The following is a 22181-nucleotide window of genomic DNA, read 5'->3' as shown; positions in this document are numbered from 1 at the left end:
ATTGGATGGGGAATGGGGTGGTTTGTGGCCCTTAGTCGGGCTAGCCTGGCAGGTGGAGGCTAGCCCAACTAAGGGCCGCAACTCAGCGCTAGAATCCCAGGTTTACGCCCACGATGAAGGAGCGCGTAACGGGGTAGTTGCTGCCGCCCTGGAAGGTAATGCCGGCACCCGAGATGTCACCGCCGCCAAAGCGGGTCGAGTAGGAGAGCGCATCGGGGTCGATGGCCTTATTGTGCTGGAAGTACTTGTCGGCCGCCCAGATGTAGGGGTTCTGTACCTGCACGTAAATGCGGGTGCTGCTCATGAAGGCTGCCTTGGCCCAGGCAGCTGGCAGCGTGTAGCCCAGGTCGATGCTACGCACCTTGATGAACGTGCCACTGTGGTAGCCCAGGGTCGAGCCATAGGTGGGCCACTCGTTGGCACGCACGGTCTGGTCGGGCTCGGGGTAGGTGTTACTGGGGTTGGCGGGCACGCCGCCAGGAGTGCTCGGCGTGAGGTTGGCAGGAATGCCAGTGGAGTAATAGTCGAAGTTTATTTGGTTGCGGCGGCCAGTATTGGTGGCGTAGTAGCTAGGGCCAAACGAGTAGGGGTCTACCACGGTGGCGCCCACGCGGGTCAGCGCTACTATCGTCAGGTCAAGGCCCTTGAAGCGGAAGCGGTTGGTGAGGCCGGCCTCAAATTTAGGCTGGCGCGAGCCCACAATCACGCGGTCGTTAGCATTGATGACGCCATTGCCATCCACGTCCTCTACCTTAATCTGGCCCACCTTGGTACCATACTTCTTGGCTAGGTCAGCCTCCGAGGCTTGCCACACGCCCAGGTTGCGGTAATCGTAGATAACATAGAGCGGCTGGCCAATGAAGCGCTGGTTGCCCACGTCGTCGCGCTTGCTGCCATCAGCGTTAGTTAGGTTCAGGTCGAGCACTTTCTCGCGGTTCACGGTGAAGTTCCAGTCAGTGCTCCACTCAAAGCCGCCGAGGTCTTTGGCCCGCACGTTCACGGTGGTTAGCGAAATTTCAACGCCGCGGTTTTGGGTCTGGCCCGCGTTGCGCAAAAACGAGCTGTAGCCGCTGGCGGTGGGTAGGGCGTCGGGCAGCAGCAGGTCGCTGGTGCGCTGCTGGTACACTTCTATACTACCCGTGAGGCGGTTTTGGAGGAAGCCGAAGTCTAGGCCAAAGTTAGTAGTAGTCGTGTATTCCCAGCCCAATAGCGGGTTCGGAATACTATTGGGTATCACCCCTATTCCGCCGGTAGTGCCGTAGTTGTAGGCGCCGTTGCCAATGCCCGTAATCAACGACCCCTGCGTTTGGTAGGGGTTGATGGCGGTGCTACCCACCCGGCCCAGGCTGGCGCGCAGCTTTAGGGTGTTGAGCCACGCCGAGCCATTCAGGAACGACTCGTTGGCTATGTTCCAGGCCACGGCGGCCGAGGGAAACAAATTGGTTTTGTGGCCTATTGCTAGGCGCGACGACTGGTCGACGCGGGCGGTCAGCGTGGCCGAGTAGCGATTGTCGTATGCGTAGTTGATGCGGCCCATGTACGACACCAAGCCCCAGTCGATGGGCTGCGTGTTGTTGTTGACGGCGCTTGGCGTACCCGCCCCCAGGTTGTCGGCCAGCTGGAAGTCGGCTAGCGTACCCCGCACCCCGGCCTGGAAGCCGTCGGCGTGGTAAGTCTGGCGGCTGTAGAGCGCCGTCACGTTCAGGTCGTGCTTCTCGGCAAAGGTGCGGTTATACGTCAGCAAGTTCTCCGCCAGCAGGTTGTAGGCAATGCTCGACGAGCGATTGGCCGTGTTAATGCCGCCTCCGTTGTTGGGCGTTACTGAAGCGTAGAACGACTCGTCGGCCTGGGTGCGGCCGTCGAGGCCCACGTTGAGCCGGTAGTCGAGGCCCTTGAGAATATTCACCTGCCCGTAGAGGCTGTTGAATGAGCGCAGGCGGCGGCTGCGGTCGAGGTGGGCATTGGGGGTATACAGCGTCAGCGGGTTCGAGCCGGCATTGTCGCCGTTGGGGTATAGCACCAGCTGGCCATTGGCATCGTAGGGCGAAGCTAACGGGCTGGTCGTCAGAATCTGGTACAGCACGTTCACGTTCGGGTCGTTGGAATTGGTGAACGTGTTGAGCGAGTTGACGCCCACTTTGACGCGCTTGCCAATCTGCTGGTCGAGGGTGGCGCGCAGCGAATAGCGCTGAAAGCGCTGCACCGGCACGATGCCCGTTTCGTCGTAGTAGCCCAGCGAAGCCGAGTACTGCGTTTGCTCAGTGCCGCCACTCACGCCCAGTGTGTGGTTCTGGATGTGGCCTTTCTGAAACAGCAGGCTTTGGTAGTCAGTCGTTTTGCCGGCGGCGTAATTGTTGCGCTCGTCCTGCGTCAGGAACGACGGGTTGCTAGGGTCGAACGTGGGGCTCTGCGTACGGTAGGCTTCGAGCTTGTAGTTGTAGTACTGCTCACCGTTCATCAGGTCGAAGCGGCCGTAAATGTCCTTCATGCCGTAGTAGCCGGCGTATGTGGCGCGGGCCGCCCCGCTCTTGCCGCGACGGGTAGTGATGAGGATAACGCCGTTGGCACCCCTAGCGCCATAGATGGCCGTCGAGCTGGCATCCTTCAGCACCTCTAGCGAGGTAATGTCATCGGGGTTCAGGTCGTTGAGGCTGCCGTCGAAGGGCACGCCATCCACCACCAGCAGCGGGTCGTTGGAGCCCGAGAGCGAGCGGCTGCCCCGGATGCGGATGGTCGGCGACTGGCCCGGCGCCGTGCCGTTGCTCGATACCGTGATGCCGGCCGCACGGCCCTGCAGGGCCTGGCCCACGTTGGCCACCGGCACGTCGCGCAGCTGCTCGCTGCTCACCGAGGAAATGGCGCCCGTCACCTGGCTTTTGCGCTGGGTGCCGTAGCCTACTACCTGCACCTCGTTGAGGGCCTGGGTTTCGGGCACGAGGCTCTGGCTCACGCTGGTGCGCTTGCCCACGGCTATCTCCTGGCGGGTATAGCCGATAGAGCTAAATACCAGTACGCTGTTGTCGTTGGGTACGTTCAGGGTGTAGTTACCATTCACGTCGGTAGTGGAGCCGACGGTGGTACCCTTCACTACTACCGTTACCCCAGGAATGCCTTCTCCATTGTCGGAGGTGACCTTGCCGGTAACGGTGTGAGGTCCGGTCGTGGTGGCCGGAGTTTGTGCAAGTGCCACGGCGGGGGGCAAGCTGCTAGCCAGCAGCAATAGCGACACCAAGCGTGACCATTTCCAGCCGCGTTGCGCGCGGCTTGCAGGTAGGCGTGTGTTCATGGGGTGGGAAATTTGAAAAGTGAAAAAAGCGAAATTTTACGCAGGGCAAAACCCTAGAATCCAATAGAGTTACCACCATCCACGGGCAGCGACACGCCGGTGATGTAGCGCGCGCCCTCGGAGGCTAGAAACACGGCGGCGTGGCCGATGTCGGAGGGCTTGCCAAACTTGCCCATGGGCGTGCGACGCATGGCGCGGTCGCGGCGCTCAGGGTCCGAGTTCATGGCCGTGCGGCTCATCTCGGTTTCGATAAAGCCGGGCGCGATAGCGTTCACACGCACGCCCTGCGAGGAGAATTCGGAAGCCAGCACCTTCACCATGCCTTCCACGCCCGACTTGGAGGCCGCATAGGCCACCACACGGTCGATGCCGTAGTAGGCGGCCATCGACGAAATCATGAGAATGGTGCCGCTGCGGCGGGCCACCATGCGCTTGGCAGCGGCGCGCGTGAGCGCAAACACGGCGTTCAGATTAGTATGAATAATGCGGCTGAAATCCTCATCGGTAACTTCCAGCGCGGGCTTTTTCATATTGATGCCGGCGTTGTTGACCAGAATATCCAGCGGGCCGTGGTCGGCTTCGAGCTGCTCCACCAGGCCATCGAGCGAAGTCAGGTCGCAGATGTCGTTTACATAAAAGTGGGCCCGCTCGCCCAGGTCGGCGGCTGACTCCTGCAGCACGCTTTCGCGGCGGCCGGTGATGATGACCGTGGCCCCAGCCGCCACCATGCAGCGGGCTATTTCGAGGCCGATGCCCGTGCCGCCGCCCGTGATGAGCGCCACCCGCCCAGCCAGCGAAAACACGTCGGGCTGCGCGGCGGGGGTAGGCACGGGAGCGGCGTGGCCGTTAGAAGTAAGTACCGAAGAGTTCATGAGAAAAAAGGCAGGGGTAGGGGTAGGAACTACTTGAGCTGGTAGAGCTGCACGAGCTGCTTGACGTCGGCCAGCGAGCGGGTAGGCGGCGCAAACGGCGCTGGAATGGGCTGCTTAGCAAAAGTCTGGAAGTAGAGCACGCAGGCATCACGCCACCACAGGGCCTCTTTGCGCTGGGTTTGAAGGCGGGCGGCCACGTCGGCGTACAGGGCGGGGTCGAGGGCGGGCTTGGCGGCGGCCCACTGGCTTTGCATCCAGAGCACCGAGTCGGCCCCGGTGTAGTAGCGGGTGGCCAGCTCGTTCCAGAGAGTGCGGCCGGTGCTGAGCCGCTGTGTCCAGGGCAGGTGGTGGAACCAGAGCAGGTAGCTGAGCGGGCAGGTTTGGGCGTTGCCCCACTCCTGCTGCACCTCGGGCCGGTACAGGGCCAAGGCATTGCTACCCCCCTTGGTGCGGTCGAAGCCAAGGCCGATGGAATCGGCTTTGTGGTAATACACGGCCGTCCAGTCGGGCCGGCCGGCTTTGGCCAGCCACGGCTGCGGGCCGTAGTGAATACTCTCCCCCATAATATGGTGCAGGCCCAGCGGCACGGTGTAGCGCACGTAGATGCTGCGCGACTGGTCCAGCAGATTCACGAGCGTGCGCACGGCGGCGGGCTCGGTGGTCAAGGTCATTTTCGTCCATTCCTGGGCAATGACATCGGCGCTCAGGGTGTGGTCCCATGCCAGGCGGCCGAAGGCGTACCAGTTGGCCTGGCCCACCGGGTGGCCGGTCCAGTTGCGGTCCGAGCCGATGTTTGCTACCCCCGCAATGGCGCTCAACTCGTGCTTATCGAGCGAGCCATCCACGATTTTGGCCACCGTTGAGCCGGAGCCTTTGGCGTAGGTATCGGCCTCCAGGCACTCCTTGATGAGCGGCGCGAGGTACACGAGGTGGGTAGCAAAACCCAGGTACTCCTGCGTCAATTGCACTTCCAGCACCAGCGGCGTACGCGGCATGGCCCCGAAGAGCGGGTGAAACGGCTCGCGGGCCTGGAAGTCAATCGGGCCATTCTTGACCTGCACCAGCACCTTGGGGTCAAACTTGCCGTCGAGGGGCTGAAACTCCTCGTAGGCTTCTTTGAAGCGGTCACCGTTGCTGTTGGCCTTGTACACGAAAGCGCGCCACATTACTACCCCCTCGTGGCGGCCCAGGCTCTGAGCCAGCATGTTGGCCCCGTCGGCGTGATTGCGGCCGTAGTCCTGCGGGCCGGGCTCGCCCTCCGAGTTGGCTTTCACCAGAAAGCCGCCAAAGTCAGGGATTGCTTTGTACAACTCGTCCGACTTAGCCGTCCACCACTGCTTCACCGCTGGGTCGAGCGGGTCGGCGGTGTTGAGCCCGCCAATGACCTTGGGCGCGGCCCACATTACCGACAAGTACACCCGCTGACCGTAGGGCCGCAGCACGCCCGCCACTGCCGCCACCTTACCGATATATTCGGCTGAGAGGTAGCGCGCGCTGGCGTTTACATTGTTGACTACTACCCCGTTAATGCCAATCGACGCGTTGGCGCGGGCGTAGTCGGTGTAGCGCGGGTCAAGGCGTTCGGGCAGCTCGTACCACTGCCAGATGCTGGAGCCCGCGTAGCCGCGCTCCACGGTGCCATTGGGATTGTCCCAGTGGTTGAGTAGGCGGAAGTTGATGCGCGGGTTGCTGCTCAGGTTGAGGCCCACCAGCGGCTGACGCGTCTGCACCTGCCGCAGCAGCGCGAAAGCGCCGTAGAGTACGGCCCGGTCGGTGCGGCCGGTAATAACCAGATTGTTTTTCTCCTTAACGATGCGATAGCCTTCCGGCTTCAACGGCTGCCCGCCGGCGTTGGCCTGGGCATCGACGCGCAGTACTACGCCGCCGGTGCGGCTGCCCGCTGCGGCCACTACCGGCACTGGCTGGCCTAGCAGGCCACTCAGCCCGCGCTGCAGCTCGGCGCTGGCGGCCCGCAAAACGGGGGTAGCACCGGAGCCAGCCACAAATTGCATCCCTTGCGCATATGCCTGTCGCTCAGCGGCGTTCGGCAGCTTGTCGTACTTCAGCCACAGCCGATAGCCATCGTCGGCCCAGCTACGGGGGGTAGCGGCTACGAGGCAAAGCAGAAGTAAAAGCACGTTGCGCAGCAACATGGCGGGCGGGTGGGAAAAGTGGAGTAAAATGCAGGTAGTCAGCGCGAAGAATTAACGAGAAATAACTTCCTCATTCTTCACGTTCACTTCCTCAGTCAGGGCACGGCGCAGGCCGTATTCGAGGCCGCGCAGCTCGGCCAGGCCACGCAGGCGGCCGATGGCTGAGTAGCCGGGGTAGGTTCGTTTAGCGGTGTTCAGGTCGTCGAGCATCTGGTGGCCGTGGTCGGGGCGCATGGGCAGGGCCGTGATTTCCTCGCCGGCGGCCTCACGCCGCAATTCTTCTTCTACCAGCGCCCGCACCACGGCGTACATATCCACGTCGCCGGCCAGGTGGTCGGCCTCGTGGAAGTTGCGCGGGTTTTCCTCGCGCTTGGTGGTGCGCAGGTGCACAAAGTGAATGCGCGCGCCAAAGCGCGCAATCATGCCGGCCAGGTCGTTGTCGGGGCGCACGCCCAGCGAGCCGGTGCAGAAGGTCAGGCCGTTGGCGCGCACGTCGCAGGCGGCAAGCAGGCCGGCCAAGTCGGCTTCGGTGCTCACTACCCGGGGTAGGCCCAGCAGCGGGAAGGGTGGGTCGTCGGGGTGGATACACAGGCCGATGCCGACTTCCTCCGCCACCGGCGCTACCTGCTGAATGAAGTAGTGCAGGTTGGCCGTGAGCGCAGCAGCGTCAATGGCCTTGTACTCATCTAAATAATCCTGAAAATGGCTCAGCTCGAATGCCTCCTCCGAGCCGGGCAGGCCCAGCAGTGTAGTGTTGGTAAGCTGGGTTATCGCCTCGGCGCTCATGCCGGCAAACTGCTGGCGCGCGGCGGCGGCCACGGCAAGCTCGTAGTCGGCCTCGGCGCCGGGGCGCTTTAAAATGCACAAGTCAAACACGGCAAAATCCTGCCACACGAAGCGCAGCGCCCGCGAGCCATCGGGCATTTCGTAGCTCAGGTCGGTACGCGACCAATCGAGCACGGGCATAAAATTGTAGCACACCGTGCGCACGCCGCAGGCTGCCAAATTGCGCAGCGACTGCTGGTAATTGGCAATGTAGGCGTCGCGGCTGGGCCGACCTTTCTTGATATCCTCGTGAACGGGTAGGCTCTCTACCACAGCCCAATGCAGGGGCGAATGGGTTTGGTTACTGGCCTCGATGAGCTGCTGCCGGGCCTGAATCTCGGCCACGGGCCACACTACCCCTACCGGCAACTGGTGCAAGGCAGTGACCACTCCGGCACAACCTGCCTGCCGAAGGTCGAAGAGGGAAACCGGGTCGTTGGGCCCGAACCAGCGCATAGTGTGCAGCATGGCAGCTTAGCGTAAGAGTGCAATTTTTTACCTATCTCAACTAGCCGCTTTACCTATCTCTAGGCTGGCGAATGACAATAGGCTGGAGGGGAATCTTAGTCAAATGTAACGGCACTGTTACCACTTGCAAAAGGTTAAAAAGCTAAAAATCAAGGAAAATAGCCATAAAAACTATCGGCAACGTTTCCGGAAACGTCACCGATAGCTAATTTTCGCAAAATATTTTTCCGGGCGCTACTTTCCGATAGCTACTTCGTACCTTCTGAACGACCTTCGCATTATCTAACTTTCTTCCCACCCTTGCTTTATGGTCAAATGTGTTAAGTGTAGCCTGGCCGATGATGTGCTTAAAGCAGGCTTTGTGCGGGGGCGGCAACGCTTTTTTTGCAAGTCCTGCGAGTATCATTTCACGGCCGAGCGGCCGGCCGGCGTGCCTAGCCGCAAGCGCCACCATGCTACCATTGCCGACGTGGCCCGGCAGGTGGGGGTAGCCCCATCCACCGTATCGAGGGCGCTCAATGGGCACAGCGATATCAGCCCCGTGACGCGGCAGGCCATTCTGGATGCCGCCCGGCAGCTCGATTACCAGCCCAACCTACTGGCCCAGAGCCTGAAGAACCGCGCTACCAATACCATCGGCGTGGTGATACCGGACCTGGAGCGGCCCTTTTTTGCTACCGCCGTGAGTGGCATTCAGCAGGTGGCTACCGAGGCGGGCTACCGGGTAATGATTTGCCAGTCGAAGGAGTCGTACGCCACGGAGGTGAGCAATGTGCAGGCGCTGGTGGCCAGCCAGGTCGATGGGCTGCTCATCTGCCACTCGCGCGAAACCGAGAACTTCGACCACATGAGCTCCACGGCCTGCCGCGACATTCCCATCGTGCACTTCGACCGGGTGTATAACCAGGAAAACGTGTCCAGGGTGATGATTGACGACTGGAGCGGGGCCTTCGCCGTGACCGAGCACCTGGTGCTGGAGGGCTGCCGCCGCATTGCCATCCTGGCGGGGCCGGCGTCACTGCTCATCAGCCAGCAGCGGCAGGCGGGCTACCTGGGGGCGCTGCGCAAGCACGGCCTGCCGGTGGAGGAAGAATTGATTGCCCATATTGACTTCCGCGCCGAGTCGGCGGTGGCCTGCCTTGATGCCTGGCTGGCACTGCCCAACCCGCCCGATGCCATTTTCTCCATCAACTATACCAACGCCTTCGACCTCATTCTGGCCCTGCGCAGCCGGGGCCGGCGCGTGCCCGAAGACATGGCCATTGCAGGCTTTGGCGATGAGTTTCTGGCTAGCCTCATCGAGCCTGGCCTCACCACCGTCGACCTCCACCCCTACCGCATTGGCCAGCAGGCGGCGCACTTATTTCTGGAGCAGGTGAAGCTACAGGAGCGCTTCGAGCCCCGCACCTGCGTGGTAAAGAGTGAGCTGATTATCCGGCAATCGTCGCTTCGGGGACAGGGCCAGGGCTTTCAGCTAGCCATCTAGCGCGGTTTCCAGCGAAAAGCTCTCGCAACCCGTCTGTCATTGCGAGCCTGCGAAGCAATCGCAACAGCACGACACCCGAACGATTTCGTTCTAGTGCGATTGCTTCGCGGGCTCGCAATGATGGACGATTTTACTTTAAAAGCTCTGCACCATGTTGTTGTGCAGGGTGCGGGGCGTCCAGTAGCCGCTGGCGATGATGCGCCGGATGGTGAAGAGCGGGTCCGTCTGGTCGCGCTTTTCGGCCAGCGAGAAGGCGGCCACGAAGCCGCGCTGCTTCAGCTCGGGGAAAGCCTGCGTGTTCCAGAGGCCGAAGGGGTAGGCGAAGTACTTGATTTTCTTGCCCGTAATATCTTCAAGCGTTTTGGTCGGCTTGTCAATTTGGGTCACCCAGTCCTGGCCCTGGTACTTCTTCACGTTGTGGTGGTCCCAGGTATGCGAGCCGATTTGGTTGCCCTCGTCGGAGAGCTGCTTCACCATATCCTTGGTCATGTAGTGCGGGCGGCCGAGGCTCACGGTCATCACGAAGTACACGCCCTTGTAGCCGTACTGGGCCAGCGTGGGGCGGGCGATGGTAAATTGGTCGAGGTCGGTATCGTCAAACGTCAGCATCACCGGCTTGGGGGGTAGGGGCGCGCCGGTGGTGAGGTAGGCGTAGAGCTGGTCGGGCTGAATGCTGTGGTAGCCGCTGTCGGCCAGCATCTTCACTTGGGCTTTGAACGCCGCGATGGGAATGATGTAGTCTTTAGCGCCTTTCGAGTCGCGGGCCGTCCAGTCGCGAATCTGGTGGTAGCACAGAATCGGCACCTGCGGGCGGGCGTAGATGGCAGCGGCATCGCCAGCTTTGGCGGCCGGGATGGTGCTGGGGTCGGGGCCGGGCTTGGCGTTGGCCTCGTCGGCGGCCACGGCGGCAGTGCCGGAGGTAGGCGCCACTTCATCGGTTTTGGCGGCCGCATCCTTGCCCATATTTTCGGCAGTGGAGGGCATTTTGGCTTCGCCGGTAGTGGCAGTTTTGGAGTCGCAGGCGGTGAGGGCCAGGGTAGCGGCTACCAGGCTGGCCGCAGAGAACAGGGTTTTCAAGAATACAGAAAAAATGGCCGGCTGAGCGCGACGGCGGACGAGAAGCGTACTTTTGCACAAAGCAACAACCTCCACAGCGGATGAACAAACTACACGGCACCGGCGTGGCCCTGGTGACACCCTTTACCCCCACTGGCGCAGTCGATACGGCCGCCTGGCTACGGCTCCTCGATTTTACCATCACTGGCGGGGTAGAGTACCTGGTTATCAACGGCACCACGGGCGAGTCGCCCACCGTCACCCCCGACGAAAAGACTGATTTACTGCGCCTTGCGCATGAGCACGTGGCCGGCCGCGTGCCGCTGGTGTACGGCATCGGCGGCAACGACACGGCCACCGTGGAGCGCCAGCTGCGCGAAACGGACCTGACAGGCGTAGTAGCCATCCTGTCGGCCAGCCCGGCCTACAATAAACCCAGCCAGGCCGGCATAATGGCTCATTATCAGCGCCTGGCCGATGCCTCGCCCCTACCCCTCATCCTGTATAACGTGCCTGGCCGCACCAGTTCCAACCTCACGGCCGATACCACGCTCCGGCTGGCCCAGCACGCCAATATTATCGGCATCAAGGAAGCCAGCGGCAATATGGAGCAGTGCCTGGCCATCTTGGTCAGTAAGCCTGCCGACTTCCTGTTTTTGAGCGGCGATGACATGCTCACGCTGCCGCTCATTGCCTGCGGCGGCCAGGGCATTATCTCGGTGATGGCCAATGCGTTTCCGCAGCGCTTCAGCAACATGACCCGCGCCGCGCTGGCCGGCGACTTCGCCGGTGCTCAGCAGTTGCTCTACGGCCTAGTGCCACTCAACCCACTCATGTACGAGGAAGGTAACCCTGTGGGCGTGAAGGCCGCGCTGGCCCTGCAAGGCGTGTGCGACGCCGCCGTACGCCTACCTCTGGTGCCCGCCAGCGAGGAGCTGACGAGCCGCATTAAAACGCTGCTGTAAGATAGAGACTTCCCTACCCCCTACTCCACTGGCCGGGTGGCAACGGCAATTTTAGAATCGGCCGTGCCGTAGTAGAGCAGCCAGCGATTATTGAGCCGCACCAAGGCTTCTAAAAATACCACTTGGTTGACCTGGCCGGTGATTTCGTAGGGGCGGTCGGGGCGCAGAAAACAGGTATCGAGGCGCCGGAGCAGCTTCGTGGGGTCGCGGCGGTCGAAGAGCGCCTGCCCGGCCGCGTAGGTGCCGGCGGGCAGCGCCTTATCGCCAAAAGCCGGCTCGTTGCGGCCGTTGTAGAGCAGCCGGATGCCCTGGTCGGTGAGCATGGCCGGCGGGCCGGGCTCCACCAGGTCACTGTCGAATTTGCCGGCGCGGGTCGGCAGTATCACGCGCAGGTCGGACACGGTGGCGGCGGTGCTGCGCAGGGGCACGGGGGGCCGCTCGCCGGGCGTCATTTCCAGGGGCGTCCAGTGAATGAGGTCGGGGGAGGTGGCCAGCCAGATTTGGGTATCGCCCCAATACATCCAGTAGCTACCGTTGATTTGAGCGGCTACTACGCGGCCATCGGCCTCATAACGCGCCACGATGGCACCCGACTTGGCCCACTTATCGACGTACTTGCCGCCGTAGGCCCCGGCGAAGACGTTGCCGTATTTGGTCCAGTGCCGCAGGTCGGGCGAGGTAGCTACGTGCAGGCGGGCCAGGTGGCCGTCGTAGGCAGTGTAGGTGAGGTAGTAGAGGTGGTTAGGGCCTTCCACCAAGCGCGGGTCTTCGGTGCCACCGGGCCACTCGTATTTTTTCTGCGCGTCGTTGGCGGGGTAAAGTACGGGGGTAGGCTGCCGGGCAAAGTGAACACCATCGGCACTAGTAGCCAGCCCGATACGCGAGGTTTTGGCAAATTTTCTCACCTCATTTTCGGCCCGGTACAGCAGCCACACCTGGCCGTCTTTCACGGTGGCGGCCGGGTTAAACACGTCCTTTTCCTCCCACTGCACCGCTAGTTGGAGGATGGGGTCCGTAAAGACCCCGGCCGGGCTGGGGCCCAGCACGGGGTTGCTACTATCGGCCTTGGTGAAGCCCAGCAGCGCCCAGCTAGTGGCAGCCGGCGCTTTGGGCAGCGTGGCAGCTGATTTGGTGCGTTGGGCCAGCTGGCAGCCCACCAGCATAGCCAGCGCCAGCGGGGGTAGGGCAGCGAGGCAAACGGGAATTCTGGTCATGGCAAGCAACTTATCTTACGGGTGAAGGGCGCCACGCCACCGGGCAGCTACCAGCCGCTAGCCAATACATCGGCAATGTGCATCGTTTTGATAGCCAGCTTTTCGCGCCGAATATACGCCTCCAGGTGCATGAGGCAGCTCACGTCGGTGCTCACGATGTAGTCGGCGCCGGTGGCCAGGGCGTGCTCCACTTTTTGCTGCGCCATGGCCACTGAAATGGCCTCAAACTTCACAGCGAAGGTGCCACCGAAGCCGCAGCAGGTGGTGGTTTCGGCCATTTCAAGGCGGCTGAGGCCAGCCACGCCATCGAGCAGGCGGCGCGGCGCCTCCCGGATGCCACACTCGCGCAGCGCCGAGCAGGAGTCGTGGTAGGTGTAGGTGCCGGCCAGCGCCGCACCGGGGATAGTGCTGACATTCAGCACATCGGTCAGGAATTCGGTCAGCTCGTAGGTGCGGCGCTGCACGCCCTGGCAGCGCGCCGCCTCGGGCGAGCCGGCGAAGAGGTGCGAGTAGGCATTGCGCACCATGCCCACGCACGAGGCCGAGGGGCTGACCACGTAGCGCGGCTCGTTGGAATGCGGGGCGAAATCGGTGAGAAACTTGGTGGCGATGTCGCGGCTTTCCTCCTTGTAGCCTGCGTTGTAGGCCGGCTGGCCGCAGCAGGTTTGGGCGGGGTTGTAGTGCACCTGGCAGCCGGCTTTTTCCAGCACTTTCACCATGTTGAGGGCGGTGTGCGGGTAGAGCTGGTCAACGAAGCAGGGGATGAAAATATCGACTTGAGGCGTGGGCATGGCTGATGGCGCGGATAAAATTTACCGCGGAAGACGCGGAAGAATTCGCGGAAGACGCGGAAGCTAGGCGGCGTGGGTGGGGGCAAATACCAGGGCGGCCTGTGCCTGCGCATTGGCAAAAGCCGCGGGGTCGAGGAGCGTTTCCTCCCCTACCCCCTTCAAAAATGCCAGCAGGTTCTCGGTGGCCATGTTGCCGGTGAGCACGTCGGCGGCCATGGGGCAGCCGCCGATGCCGCCGAGCGCGCCGTCGAAGCGGCGGCAGCCGGCCTGGTAGGCGGCCTGCACCTTTTCGAGCCAGGTACCGGGGGTAGTGTGCAGGTGCGCGCCGAACTCAATGTGCGGAAAGGCCGGAATCAGCTCTTCAAACAAGGGCGTGATGAGCGCAGGCGTGCTCGCGCCGATGGTGTCGGACAGGGCCACGATGCGCACGCCCAGCGTAGCGAGCCGCTGCGTGAAGTCAGCCACGAGGGCCGGGCTGTAGGGGTCGCCGTAGGGGTTGCCGAAACCCATTGACAAATAGACTATCAGCGTTTTACCCCGGCGCTCGCACAGCTCGTGCATGGCGGCTACATCGGTTAGCGCCTCGGCGATGGTCTGGTTGGTATTGCGGCGCTGGAAGGTTTCGCTCACCGAAAGCGGGAAGCCCAGGTAGTGGATTTCGGGGTGGCTGGCGGCCTGCTCGGCCCCGCGCTGGTTGGCCACGATGGCTAATAATTTGGTGCGGGTGCGGTCGAGGTCGAGGCCGGCGAGCACCTCGGCCGTGTCGCGCAGCTGCGGAATGGCCTTGGGCGACACAAACGAGCCGAAGTCGAGCACATCGAAGCCCACGGCCAGCAGCTGTTGGAGGTAGGCCGTTTTGAGGGGGGTAGGGATGAACTCGGGCAGCCCCTGCATGGCATCGCGCGGGCACTCGGTAAGGATGACGGGGTGGGTAGGCATAGTGGGGCGAAGGTAGAGTTTCAGTGAGCAATGAGCAGTGAGCGGTGGGTAAAAGAGCGTCATTCTGAGCTCACCGAGGAATGACGCGTGCAGCACTACCTAAATCGTTTAACGACCCACGCGAGATTCCTCGGCAAGCTCGGAATGACGTTCTTTCCGTACCAGCTACCTAGAACTTGCCCGACCGCGCTAGCGTTTGCCGGATATGCTTTTTTCGTTCTTTTCCACTTTCGGCAGGCGGCAGGCCGGAAGCTCTCTCGTGCTGCTGCTGGCCCTGCTGGCCCTGCTAGCCTCGTGCAGCAAGCCCCAATTGGCGGCGCTTTTCCAAAAAACCACTCCGCACGACGACTACGCCCGCGCCCTCGACCGCGCCGGCTTGCAGGAAGCCGCCCTGGGCCGGCAATGGCAGCGGGCCGCTGACCAGGCCCTGCGCGACTCGCTGACCGTGACACTGCCCGTGCTCGAAACCGGGTATTTTCGCCCCGAGCAGCCCACGGCGGCCAGCTACCGCTACGCCGTGCGGGCCGGCGAGCTGGTGCACGTGCGCCTCACGCTGGCGCCCGGCCCGGTGCTGGCGCCCCGCGTGTTCGTCGATGCTTTCGCCCTACCCCCCGGCCAGCGGCCCGAGCTGCTGAAGTGGACGGCCACCGACACCACCGCCGCCGGCAGCTACGACTACAGCTACCAGGCCACCGACGATGCTCAGCACTTGCTGCGCGTGCAGCCCGAGCTGCTGGCCGCCGGCCGCTACACCCTGCGCCTATGGCGCGGGCCGGGGCTGGGCTTGTTTCCGGTGAAAGGCCGCACCGACCAGGCCATTGGCAGCTTCTGGGGCAATGAGCGCGACGGGGGTGCCCGCCGCCACGAGGGCGTGGACATATTTGCCCCGCGCGGCACGCCGGCCGTAGCCGCTGCCGATGGCACTATCACCCGCACCGGCGAGAGCAAGCTGGGCGGCCGCGTGGTGTGGCTGGCCGATGCCCAGGGCCAGCACCTCTACTACGCCCACTTGGATAAGCAGCTGGTGCAGCCCGGCCAGCGCGTGCGGGCCGGCGACACGCTGGGCCTGGTCGGCAACACGGGCAACGCCCGCACCACGGCGCCGCACCTGCACTTTGGCATCTACCGGGCCGCGCGCGGGGCCGTGGACCCGTGGCCTTTTTTGCACCGCGAAGACCCTCTCCCTACCCCCCTCACCGGCCCCGACCGCCGGGGCGAATGGGTGCGCTCCCGCCCGGCCCAGGCCACCCGGCAGCTGCCCGCCACCCTGCCCCTGCTGGTGCTAGGCCAGCGCGCCGGCTACCTGCGTGTAGAATTGCCCAACGGCCAGCTCCGCTACGTGGCCGCCCGCACGGTGGCCCCGGCGCAGCCGCTGCGGTGGGTAGTACTGGCGGCAGCCCACGAAATTCAAACGGAGCCGCTGACCAGCGCCCCGGCCCTGGCCGCCTGGCCTTCCCAAACGCCCGCTACCGTGCTGGGCCAGAGCAATGGCTACGCGCTGTTGCGCAACGCCGCTGGGCAGCAGGGCTGGGCAAAGATTTAGATTGAGGATGACAGGTAGCTACTCTGCTAACACCACTACCCGGCCGAGCTGGCGCGCATATATCAGGCGCGTTTCGCCCTTGCTGCCGGGGTAGTGGAAGCCCACGGCGGCTGGGTCGCGGCGCAGGCTGGCCCAGGCCTGGGCGTCGAGGCCGGCGGGGGGGGTAGCAACGGCGGGCACGGCGGGCTGCACGAAGTGGCTGTCACCAAAAAACGTGTTCATGCCGCGTAACACGCTGATTTCGCGCTCGCGCACCGAGGCCGACAGGTTATCTTTTAGCGTGGGGTCGGTGAGCAGGACGCTGGTAGGCAGCACTTCGCGGTGCAGCGTGTCGCCCTTGCTGCTGAGCACGCTCAGGTGCAGGCGGCTGCTAAGCACGCGCGGGCCGCGTAATTCCAGCACGAACGTATCGGGGTTTTTGGGGTCTGAAAAGATGTGCGTGGTGCGCACCGTATTGAGTACGGTGGCCCCGCCCACGCGCTCGCCCCGGCCCTTGGGGGGCGAGTACTCGGTGCGCGGGCCGCGGCTGGAGGTAGCAGTTTCGCGCTCCGTACTCGCGCAGGAAGCCGCCGTGAGTAGTACTAGACAAGCCCCCAGGGAGCGGATAGAAATCATCATTATCGTTAATTACAGCAGTTTACGAGCCGAGAGTAGGCTGAGTTAAAAATCAAGAATCTGACAATCAAATTTTTAATTTATCATTTTTAATTCAGCCTAAAGACTAGCTGGTCAAGCGGCTCTTCCCCTTACGTACGCCCCACAACCGGGCCAGGGTTTAAAACCAGCCCAGCTCAACGCCCAGTACCCAGCGCGGCGGCTCGGGCAGACTGGTGCCCGGCAAGAGCTCGCTGAGGCGGTAGCGGCCCACCAAGGCCAGCGAATTGCTGCCCAGGCGCAGCCCTACCCCCCCCTGCCAGCGTGCCAGGTAAGCGGGCTGGTGCTCCACCACTTCGCGCCGCCCGCCGCTGGGCGACGGGCCGACGGCGGTATAATTAGCGGCCAGCGTGGGGCCACCATAGGCCAGCAGGTCGAGGTAGCGGCCCACGGTGTTGCCCCGGCGGCGCTCGGGGTTGAGGCGCAGGCTGGCCTCGCCCTGCAGCTGGTGGTACGTGATAGTCTGGCTGTCGAAGCCGGCGCCGAAGGGCGCCGGCCGGGCCACGTCGGGCGCCAGGCCATAGCGCAAGTAGGCGTAGCGCAGGTCGGCATTAAAGGCCAGATACGGCCCCAGGCGGCGCTTGAGCCGCCCGCCGGCCTGCACTTCAAGCGAGGAGAAGCCAGACTTTATCTCCAGCTCACTGGGGCCGGCGGCCAGCCCGATGCTCCCGTACAAGTGCCCAAAGTAGCGGCGGTTGGGACCCGTACGGGGGGGTAGGGTGTCGGTGGCCACGTCGGTTTGGAGCAGCACCTGCTGGGCGCGGGCCGCCGGGCCAGCTAGCAAGCCAACCACCAGCAGGCCCCAAAACCGCTTCTCAACCTGTAGCCTCATTGCCTGCCTATTCCGCATATTGCCCCGTATAACCTTGATAATAAACCCGTAGCACATTGCCACCGCGTGCCAGGCGGCGCGGCACCTGCACCACCAGCCGCTGGGTGGTGGCGCGCACCTCGTAGCGATGCAGCACGCCACGGGCATCGGCCAGGTGCCAGTAGAGGCGCGCCGGATACGAGGGGTAGGGCGGCAGGGCGGGCGCGGCATCGGTGGGCGCGGGCTGCTCCTGGCCCACGGGCGCCACGTTGGTGGCCGTGGGCGTGCCGGGCGGGCGGGCGGGGGTGGGCGGCGTGAGCCAGCTGGCGGTGGCAGGACTTAGCTCGTCGGCCTCGGCCACCAGGGGTAGCGGGCGGGCGGCGGGGATGGTAGCGGCGGGCCGCAACACCACGGCCACCAGCGAGTCGTGCAATACAAAATCGAATGTCGGGGCCACCGGCAGCAGCGGGCCCTTGAGGCGGGCCAGCAGGCGGCTGGCTTCGGGGCGACCGTAGCCGTGGGCGTAGTCGTAGTACGGGTACAGCTCGCCGGCCTCGCGCACCTGCTTGTATAAGGCCATGGGCGGCAGCTTGCCCCCGTTGGCTTGCAGGGCGCAGGCGGCCAGCCCCGCCACCAGCGGCGCCGCGAAGGACGTACCTTCTACCCGCTCGTAGCCGCCGTTCGCATTGCTGGTCAGCACAATGCCAAAGGCCGACACGTCGGGCTTGAGGCGGCGGTCGGCGCTGGGCCCTACCGAGCTGAAGGCCAGGTGCAGGCCAGTGGCCGGGTCGAGACCACCCACGGCCAGCACCGAGTCGGCATCGGCGGGCGTGCCGATGCGCACCCAGTCGTCGTCGCCGTCGTTGCCGGCGGCGCTCACCACCAGCAGGCCCTTGCGGGCCGCCATCGTGGCCGCCCGCCCAATGAGCGAGTGCATGCCGTCCATCTCCTCCGGAAAATAGCGCTGCTCGGTGTAGGCCAAGGATGAGCTGATAATGTCGGCGCCCTGCTGGTCGGCCCACTCCACGGCGCGCAGCCAGGCTTCTTCCTCCGAGTAGCGCTCGCTGGCCAGGCCCTCGGTACGGGCCAGCAGGTAGGTAGCGGCCGGGGCCAGGCCCAGCGCGGGGCCGCCCGCCAGCGTATCGGCGCTGGGTAGGCGGCCGGCCAGGCAGCCCAGGACCTCCGTGCCGTGCGAGCCACCCCGAAACACGTCGGGCTTATTTTTCAGAAAATCATAGGTAATCGCGATGCGCCCTTCGCGCCGCAGCACCCGAAAGGCCGGGTGCCAGTTCACGCCCCGGAAGCCCACGTCAAACACCGCGATGCGCACGCCCTGGCCCAGCAGCCCGGCCCGGCTGAGGTCGGCGCGGCCCAGGGCGGCTGTTTGCTGGCGGCCCAGCTGGTAGTCGGCCGGGCTCACCACGGGGCGGGCGGCTACCGGAGCCGGCGCGGCCGCTGTGGCGGCGGCGTAGCGGGCGGGCCGCAGCCGGCTTTGCACCGGCCAGGGCGTTACGGCGGCCACGCCGGGCTGCTGGCGAAGGGCGGCCGCCTGGGCCGGCGTGGCGCGGCAGGCCACGGCATTAAACCAGCGGCTAACGACCGTAACGGTATCGACGATGGCGCGCACGGCGGCCAGGTAGTCGGGCCGCACGGGGCGGTCGAGGTAGTCGGCGGGGGGTAGGGCCTGGCGCTGGCGGCGCGCCCGCGCGGCCGGGCTGAAATACTGCGCCGGGTCAAACCCTACCCCCTGCTTGTCGCGCAGCGTGACCCAGTAGCGGCCCGGCGCGGCGGTGGCCTGCGCCCGGCTTCGTGCAGGCACGCCCAACAGCCCCAGTCCGATACTCAGCAGTAGAAGTAAACGCATAGTTACAAGTGGCCCCACCCGGCTCCTTCGCAAAAGTACCCCCGCGCCGCGCTCCTACCGAAAGCGCTGGGTAACCTGGCCCGCAACTAACTCGTTTAGCCCAAGAGCACCGGCGCAAAGCTGGCTCTTTTCTACCGCTTTACGCAGTTTATATATGACTTATTTTGAGAATAAATTGGGAAATATTCTCCCAACCCTGTTGCTGGCCACGGGCCTGCTCACGCTGCCAGGCTGCAATAAAAAGGAAATCGCGGCCTTGCAGCAGCAAAATGCCGACCTCAGCCGGTCGCGGGATGAGTTGACCAAATCGCGCGACCAGCTCCAGGCCGAGAAGTCGGCGCTGCTTCAGTCGAGCACCCGCACGCAGGCCAGCCTCAGCGCCGACCTCATGAACAAATCCAACCAGGTGAGCCAGCTCAACCAGGCACTCGGCACCACTGAGCAGGACCTGGCCGCCAAAAACGCCCGCGTGGCCGAGCTGCAGCGCGTGCTGGATGAGAAGGATGCCGCCACCAAGGCCCTGCGCCAGAAGGTGTCCGACGCCCTGCTGGGCTTCAACTCCAAAGACTTGCAGGTGAACGTGAAGAACGGCAAAGTGTACGTGTCGCTCTCCGAGCAGCTGCTCTTCAAATCGGGCGCCACCAAGGTGGACCCCGCTGGCCAGGACGCGCTGGTGAAGCTAGCCAACGCCCTCACCGGCAACAAGGACGTCAATATCCTGGTCGAAGGCCACACCGATAACGTGCCCATCAAGGGGGTAGTAAACGGCGCCAAGGACAACTGGGACCTGAGCGTGCTGCGCGCCACCGAAATCACGCGCCTGCTCACCGCCGCCGGCATCGACCCCACCCAGATTACGCCCTCCGGCCGCGGCCAGTACCTACCCGTCGCCGCCAACGACACGCCCCAGGACAAGGCCCTCAACCGCCGCACCGACATTATCCTCACGCCGAAGCTCGATGAGCTGTTCTCGATTTTGAATACCCAATAAATCGCGGATTAAGCGGATGGCGCGGATTTCGCGGATTCGGACGGCTCGTTCTTCTTGGGGAGGACGGGCCGTTTTGTTTCAGTTTTTGTTACAGCTTGGTTTTTACAAACCGTTTGTAGTGCAGGCTTTCCTGGCCAAAGTTCAGGAGTAGTCCTACTTCCAAGTGGTAAGCCTTAAGGTAGTTGATAATTTGAGCGTGATGTAGTGCAATCAATTCAGTTGTCGCTTTTAATTCTACTAGCACGATGCCTTCCACTAGAAAATCAACGCGGCGACTGCCTACCGGCTCTTCGCGGTAGAAAAGGGGTAGGTGCACTTCTACTTCAAAAAGTATTCCCGCCCGGCGCAGTTCAATTGCCAGGCAACGTTGATAAACTACCTCCGGAAACCCGGCACCCAGTTCGGTATGTACCCGCATAGCACAACCGATAACAATTCCCGTTAATTCTTTATATTTAAGCTCTTCCATCCCACAAATAAACAAAACGGCCCGTCCTCCCTAAGAAGAACGAGCCGTCCGAATCCGCGAAATCCGCGCCATCCGCTTAATCCGCGATTAGAGGCCGTACTTCCCCAGCAGGTAAATCAGCGACGCCATGGCCGCGCCGCCCAGCTCCAGCTCGCGCCGGTTCACCTTATCGAAGGTGTCGGCAGCGGTGTGGTGAATGTCGAAATAGCGCTGCGAGTCGCAGTCGTAGCCGAAGAGGGCCACTGGATGCACGGCGGCGGCCAGCGGCTCGATGTCGGTACCGGCATGGCCGGGCGTGAGCTGGCCAGCCAGGTAGGGCGCCAGCAGCGGCTTCCAGGCCGCCACTTTCTGAAACACGGCGGGGGTAGTTTCCACGTTGAAGCCGCGGGGGGTGAAGCCGCCGCCGTCGCTCTCGATGGCGGCGAGGTGGTTTTCGTGGTTTTGCTGGGCCTGCTCGGCGTATTTGGTGCCGCCGCGGGTACCGTTTTCCTCGTTCATGAAGAGCACGGCGCGCACGGTGCGCTCAGGCTTGAGGCCGGCGGCCTTGAGCAGGCGCAGCGCCTCAATGCTCTGCACTACCCCCGTGCCATCGTCGTGAGCGCCCTGGGCGAGGTCCCAGGAGTCGAGGTGGCCGCCTACGGTGATAATCTGGTCGGGGTATTTGGTGCCGCGCACCTCCCCTATCACGCTGTAGCTCTTCTCGTCGGGCAATTGTAGGCAGCTCATTTCCAGCTCAAACTGCAGCTTAGGGTCGGCGCTAAGCAACTGGCTGAGCTGGTCGGCGGCGATGGTGCTGAGGGCCGCGCCGGGCACCTTGGTGGGCGTGTCGCCGTAGTTGGTGGCCCCCGTGTGGGGGTAGTCGTCGTGGGCCGCCGTGAGCGAGCGAACCAGCGCACCTACTGCGCCACGCCGGCCCGCCTCGGCGGGACCGCTGCGGCGCTGGTCGCCGGCCGCGCCGTAAGCCTGGCCCGGCTCGATAAAGGCATCGTTGAAGGGGCGGTTGAAGAAAATAAATTTACCTTTAACCGCCGCATCGGGCAGGGCTTTCAGCTCCTCCAGGCTCTTTACCTCCACTACCCCGGCGCGCAGGGGCTTGTTGCCGGGCGTGGCTACCGAGCCGCCCAGCGCGCACACGGCCACCGAAATGCTCTTGCCCTTGTTGCCGATAATCTGGCCCTTTTCCTTGGCCCCGCGCACCCAGTGCGGCACCATGCACTCCTGCAAGTACACCTTATCGAAGCAGTTGGCCTTTTCCATCGTCAGCTTGCCCCACTCTACGGCCATGGCGGCCTGCGGCGAGCCCGCCAGGCGCCCCCCGATTTTTTGGCACAGGTAGCGCAGGTTGTCGTAGCTCTGCCCGCGCAGCAGCGCCTCGTCGTAGATGTGACGCAGGTTGAGCGAGTCGGTTTTGGCGGTGGCTTGGGCCGCGGCCGGGGCCGCGCTGGCAGCCAGCAGGCCCGCCAGCAGCAGCGAAGAGAAGGAGCGCATAGAGCAGAAAAATAAAGCGGCGGGCCGCGTAGTCGGCCAAAAGTACCAGCTTAGCGGCTTTTATTCCTACTGTTTCTTGCCCGCGCGCCACAAACCGCGCTCGCGCAGCATGCGCGCCACCGGCGAGGCAGGGCGCAGCAGGGGGAGCAGCTCGGCGTAGGGCACCACCAGGGTTACCGGCGGATACACGCTGGACAGTATCTCGGAGCCAGGGCAAAAGCACCAAAAGGTTAGTTAGCGTCTGGGGACTGAGGAGCTAATTGGCAGAGCAGTTGTCGGAGATAGTCATCATCACGCGCCGCTTTC

At 63.6% G+C, this 22181-nt stretch carries 18 protein-coding genes; 4 read left to right on the top strand and 14 right to left on the bottom strand.

All coding sequences use genetic code 11. The annotated features are described in order from the left end of the window. Positions 1 to 88 precede the first annotated feature (88 nt). The 4 genes from E4631_RS14220 to uxuA are packed head-to-tail and all read right to left on the bottom strand — an operon-like array spanning position 89 to position 7604. A complete protein-coding gene (locus tag E4631_RS14220) occupies positions 89 to 3286 on the bottom strand; it encodes a TonB-dependent receptor (RefSeq protein ID WP_133656622.1) in 3198 nt (1065 codons plus the stop codon). A gap of 53 nt (positions 3287 to 3339) precedes the next feature. Further along, entirely contained in the window at positions 3340 to 4158 is an 819-nt protein-coding gene (locus tag E4631_RS14215; protein WP_133656623.1) for an SDR family NAD(P)-dependent oxidoreductase, read from the bottom strand. Between the two features lie 29 nt (positions 4159 to 4187). Then, positions 4188 to 6311 (bottom strand): alpha-glucuronidase family glycosyl hydrolase, encoded by a 2124-nt coding sequence (locus E4631_RS14210; RefSeq protein WP_133656624.1) that lies wholly within the window; start codon positions 6309 to 6311, stop codon positions 4188 to 4190. Between the two features lie 51 nt (positions 6312 to 6362). Next, positions 6363 to 7604 (bottom strand): mannonate dehydratase, encoded by a 1242-nt coding sequence (uxuA, locus tag E4631_RS14205; protein WP_133656625.1) that lies wholly within the window; start codon positions 7602 to 7604, stop codon positions 6363 to 6365. Between the two features lie 307 nt (positions 7605 to 7911). Between uxuA and E4631_RS14200 the strand changes: the two genes are divergently transcribed. Next, a complete protein-coding gene (locus tag E4631_RS14200; RefSeq protein ID WP_133656626.1) occupies positions 7912 to 9090 on the top strand; it encodes a LacI family DNA-binding transcriptional regulator in 1179 nt (392 codons plus the stop codon). Positions 9091 to 9225: 135 nt separating this feature from the next. On the opposite strand, the gene E4631_RS14195 is transcribed toward E4631_RS14200, so the two are convergent. Then, positions 9226 to 10167 carry a polysaccharide deacetylase family protein gene (locus tag E4631_RS14195; RefSeq protein ID WP_240734928.1) on the bottom strand — a complete coding sequence of 314 codons (942 nt, stop codon included), beginning with the start codon at positions 10165 to 10167 and terminating at the stop codon, positions 9226 to 9228. Positions 10168 to 10247: 80 nt separating this feature from the next. On the opposite strand from E4631_RS14195, the gene dapA reads away from it, so the two are divergent. Further along, positions 10248 to 11111 carry a 4-hydroxy-tetrahydrodipicolinate synthase gene (dapA, locus tag E4631_RS14190; RefSeq protein WP_133656627.1) on the top strand — a complete coding sequence of 288 codons (864 nt, stop codon included), beginning with the start codon at positions 10248 to 10250 and terminating at the stop codon, positions 11109 to 11111. 20 nt (positions 11112 to 11131) lie between these two features. Here the strand turns inward: dapA and E4631_RS14185 are convergent, their stop codons facing one another. The 3 genes from E4631_RS14185 to E4631_RS14175 form a co-directional block, all read right to left on the bottom strand. After that, positions 11132 to 12325 carry a glycoside hydrolase family 130 protein gene (locus E4631_RS14185; RefSeq protein ID WP_240734926.1) on the bottom strand — a complete coding sequence of 398 codons (1194 nt, stop codon included), beginning with the start codon at positions 12323 to 12325 and terminating at the stop codon, positions 11132 to 11134. 47 nt (positions 12326 to 12372) lie between these two features. Continuing rightward, positions 12373 to 13116, bottom strand: coding sequence for a (Fe-S)-binding protein (locus tag E4631_RS14180; RefSeq protein WP_133656628.1), 744 nt, complete (start codon positions 13114 to 13116; stop codon positions 12373 to 12375). A 63-nt stretch (positions 13117 to 13179) separates the two neighbouring features. Continuing rightward, a complete protein-coding gene (locus tag E4631_RS14175; protein ID WP_133656629.1) occupies positions 13180 to 14055 on the bottom strand; it encodes a hydroxymethylglutaryl-CoA lyase in 876 nt (291 codons plus the stop codon). 205 nt (positions 14056 to 14260) lie between these two features. On the opposite strand from E4631_RS14175, the gene E4631_RS14170 reads away from it, so the two are divergent. After that, positions 14261 to 15598, top strand: a complete 1338-nt coding sequence (locus tag E4631_RS14170) for a M23 family metallopeptidase (RefSeq protein WP_133656630.1) — start codon at positions 14261 to 14263, stop codon at positions 15596 to 15598. A gap of 18 nt (positions 15599 to 15616) precedes the next feature. Here E4631_RS14170 and E4631_RS14165 read toward each other — a convergent pair whose 3' ends face one another. The 3 genes from E4631_RS14165 to E4631_RS14155 form a co-directional block, all read right to left on the bottom strand. Beyond that, positions 15617 to 16216: a hypothetical protein gene (locus E4631_RS14165; RefSeq protein ID WP_133656631.1), complete on the bottom strand. Its 600-nt coding sequence runs from the start codon at positions 16214 to 16216 to the stop codon at positions 15617 to 15619. A 157-nt stretch (positions 16217 to 16373) separates the two neighbouring features. Beyond that, positions 16374 to 17084 carry a hypothetical protein gene (locus tag E4631_RS14160; protein WP_133656632.1) on the bottom strand — a complete coding sequence of 237 codons (711 nt, stop codon included), beginning with the start codon at positions 17082 to 17084 and terminating at the stop codon, positions 16374 to 16376. Between the two features lie 7 nt (positions 17085 to 17091). Continuing rightward, positions 17092 to 18927, bottom strand: a complete 1836-nt coding sequence (locus E4631_RS14155) for a S8 family serine peptidase (RefSeq protein ID WP_133656633.1) — start codon at positions 18925 to 18927, stop codon at positions 17092 to 17094. 154 nt (positions 18928 to 19081) lie between these two features. On the opposite strand from E4631_RS14155, the gene E4631_RS14150 reads away from it, so the two are divergent. Then, complete coding sequence (locus E4631_RS14150; RefSeq protein ID WP_133656634.1) at positions 19082 to 19918, top strand: OmpA family protein; 837 nt, start codon at positions 19082 to 19084, stop codon at positions 19916 to 19918. A gap of 88 nt (positions 19919 to 20006) precedes the next feature. Here E4631_RS14150 and E4631_RS14145 read toward each other — a convergent pair whose 3' ends face one another. From E4631_RS14145 to E4631_RS26795, 3 genes are all read right to left on the bottom strand, one after another. After that, positions 20007 to 20387 (bottom strand): GxxExxY protein, encoded by a 381-nt coding sequence (locus E4631_RS14145; protein WP_133656635.1) that lies wholly within the window; start codon positions 20385 to 20387, stop codon positions 20007 to 20009. Positions 20388 to 20474: 87 nt separating this feature from the next. Further along, positions 20475 to 21875, bottom strand: coding sequence for a M20/M25/M40 family metallo-hydrolase (locus E4631_RS14140; RefSeq protein ID WP_133656636.1), 1401 nt, complete (start codon positions 21873 to 21875; stop codon positions 20475 to 20477). Positions 21876 to 21941: 66 nt separating this feature from the next. Then, positions 21942 to 22064 (bottom strand): hypothetical protein, encoded by a 123-nt coding sequence (locus tag E4631_RS26795; protein ID WP_262709795.1) that lies wholly within the window; start codon positions 22062 to 22064, stop codon positions 21942 to 21944. Positions 22065 to 22181: the final 117 nt, after the last annotated feature.

This window comes from Hymenobacter sp. UV11, assembly GCF_004684095.1.
Taxonomy (GTDB): Bacteria; Bacteroidota; Bacteroidia; order Cytophagales; family Hymenobacteraceae; genus Hymenobacter.
Note: the sequence above shows the minus strand (reverse complement) of the source record. Positions and strands in the feature narration are given on the sequence as shown.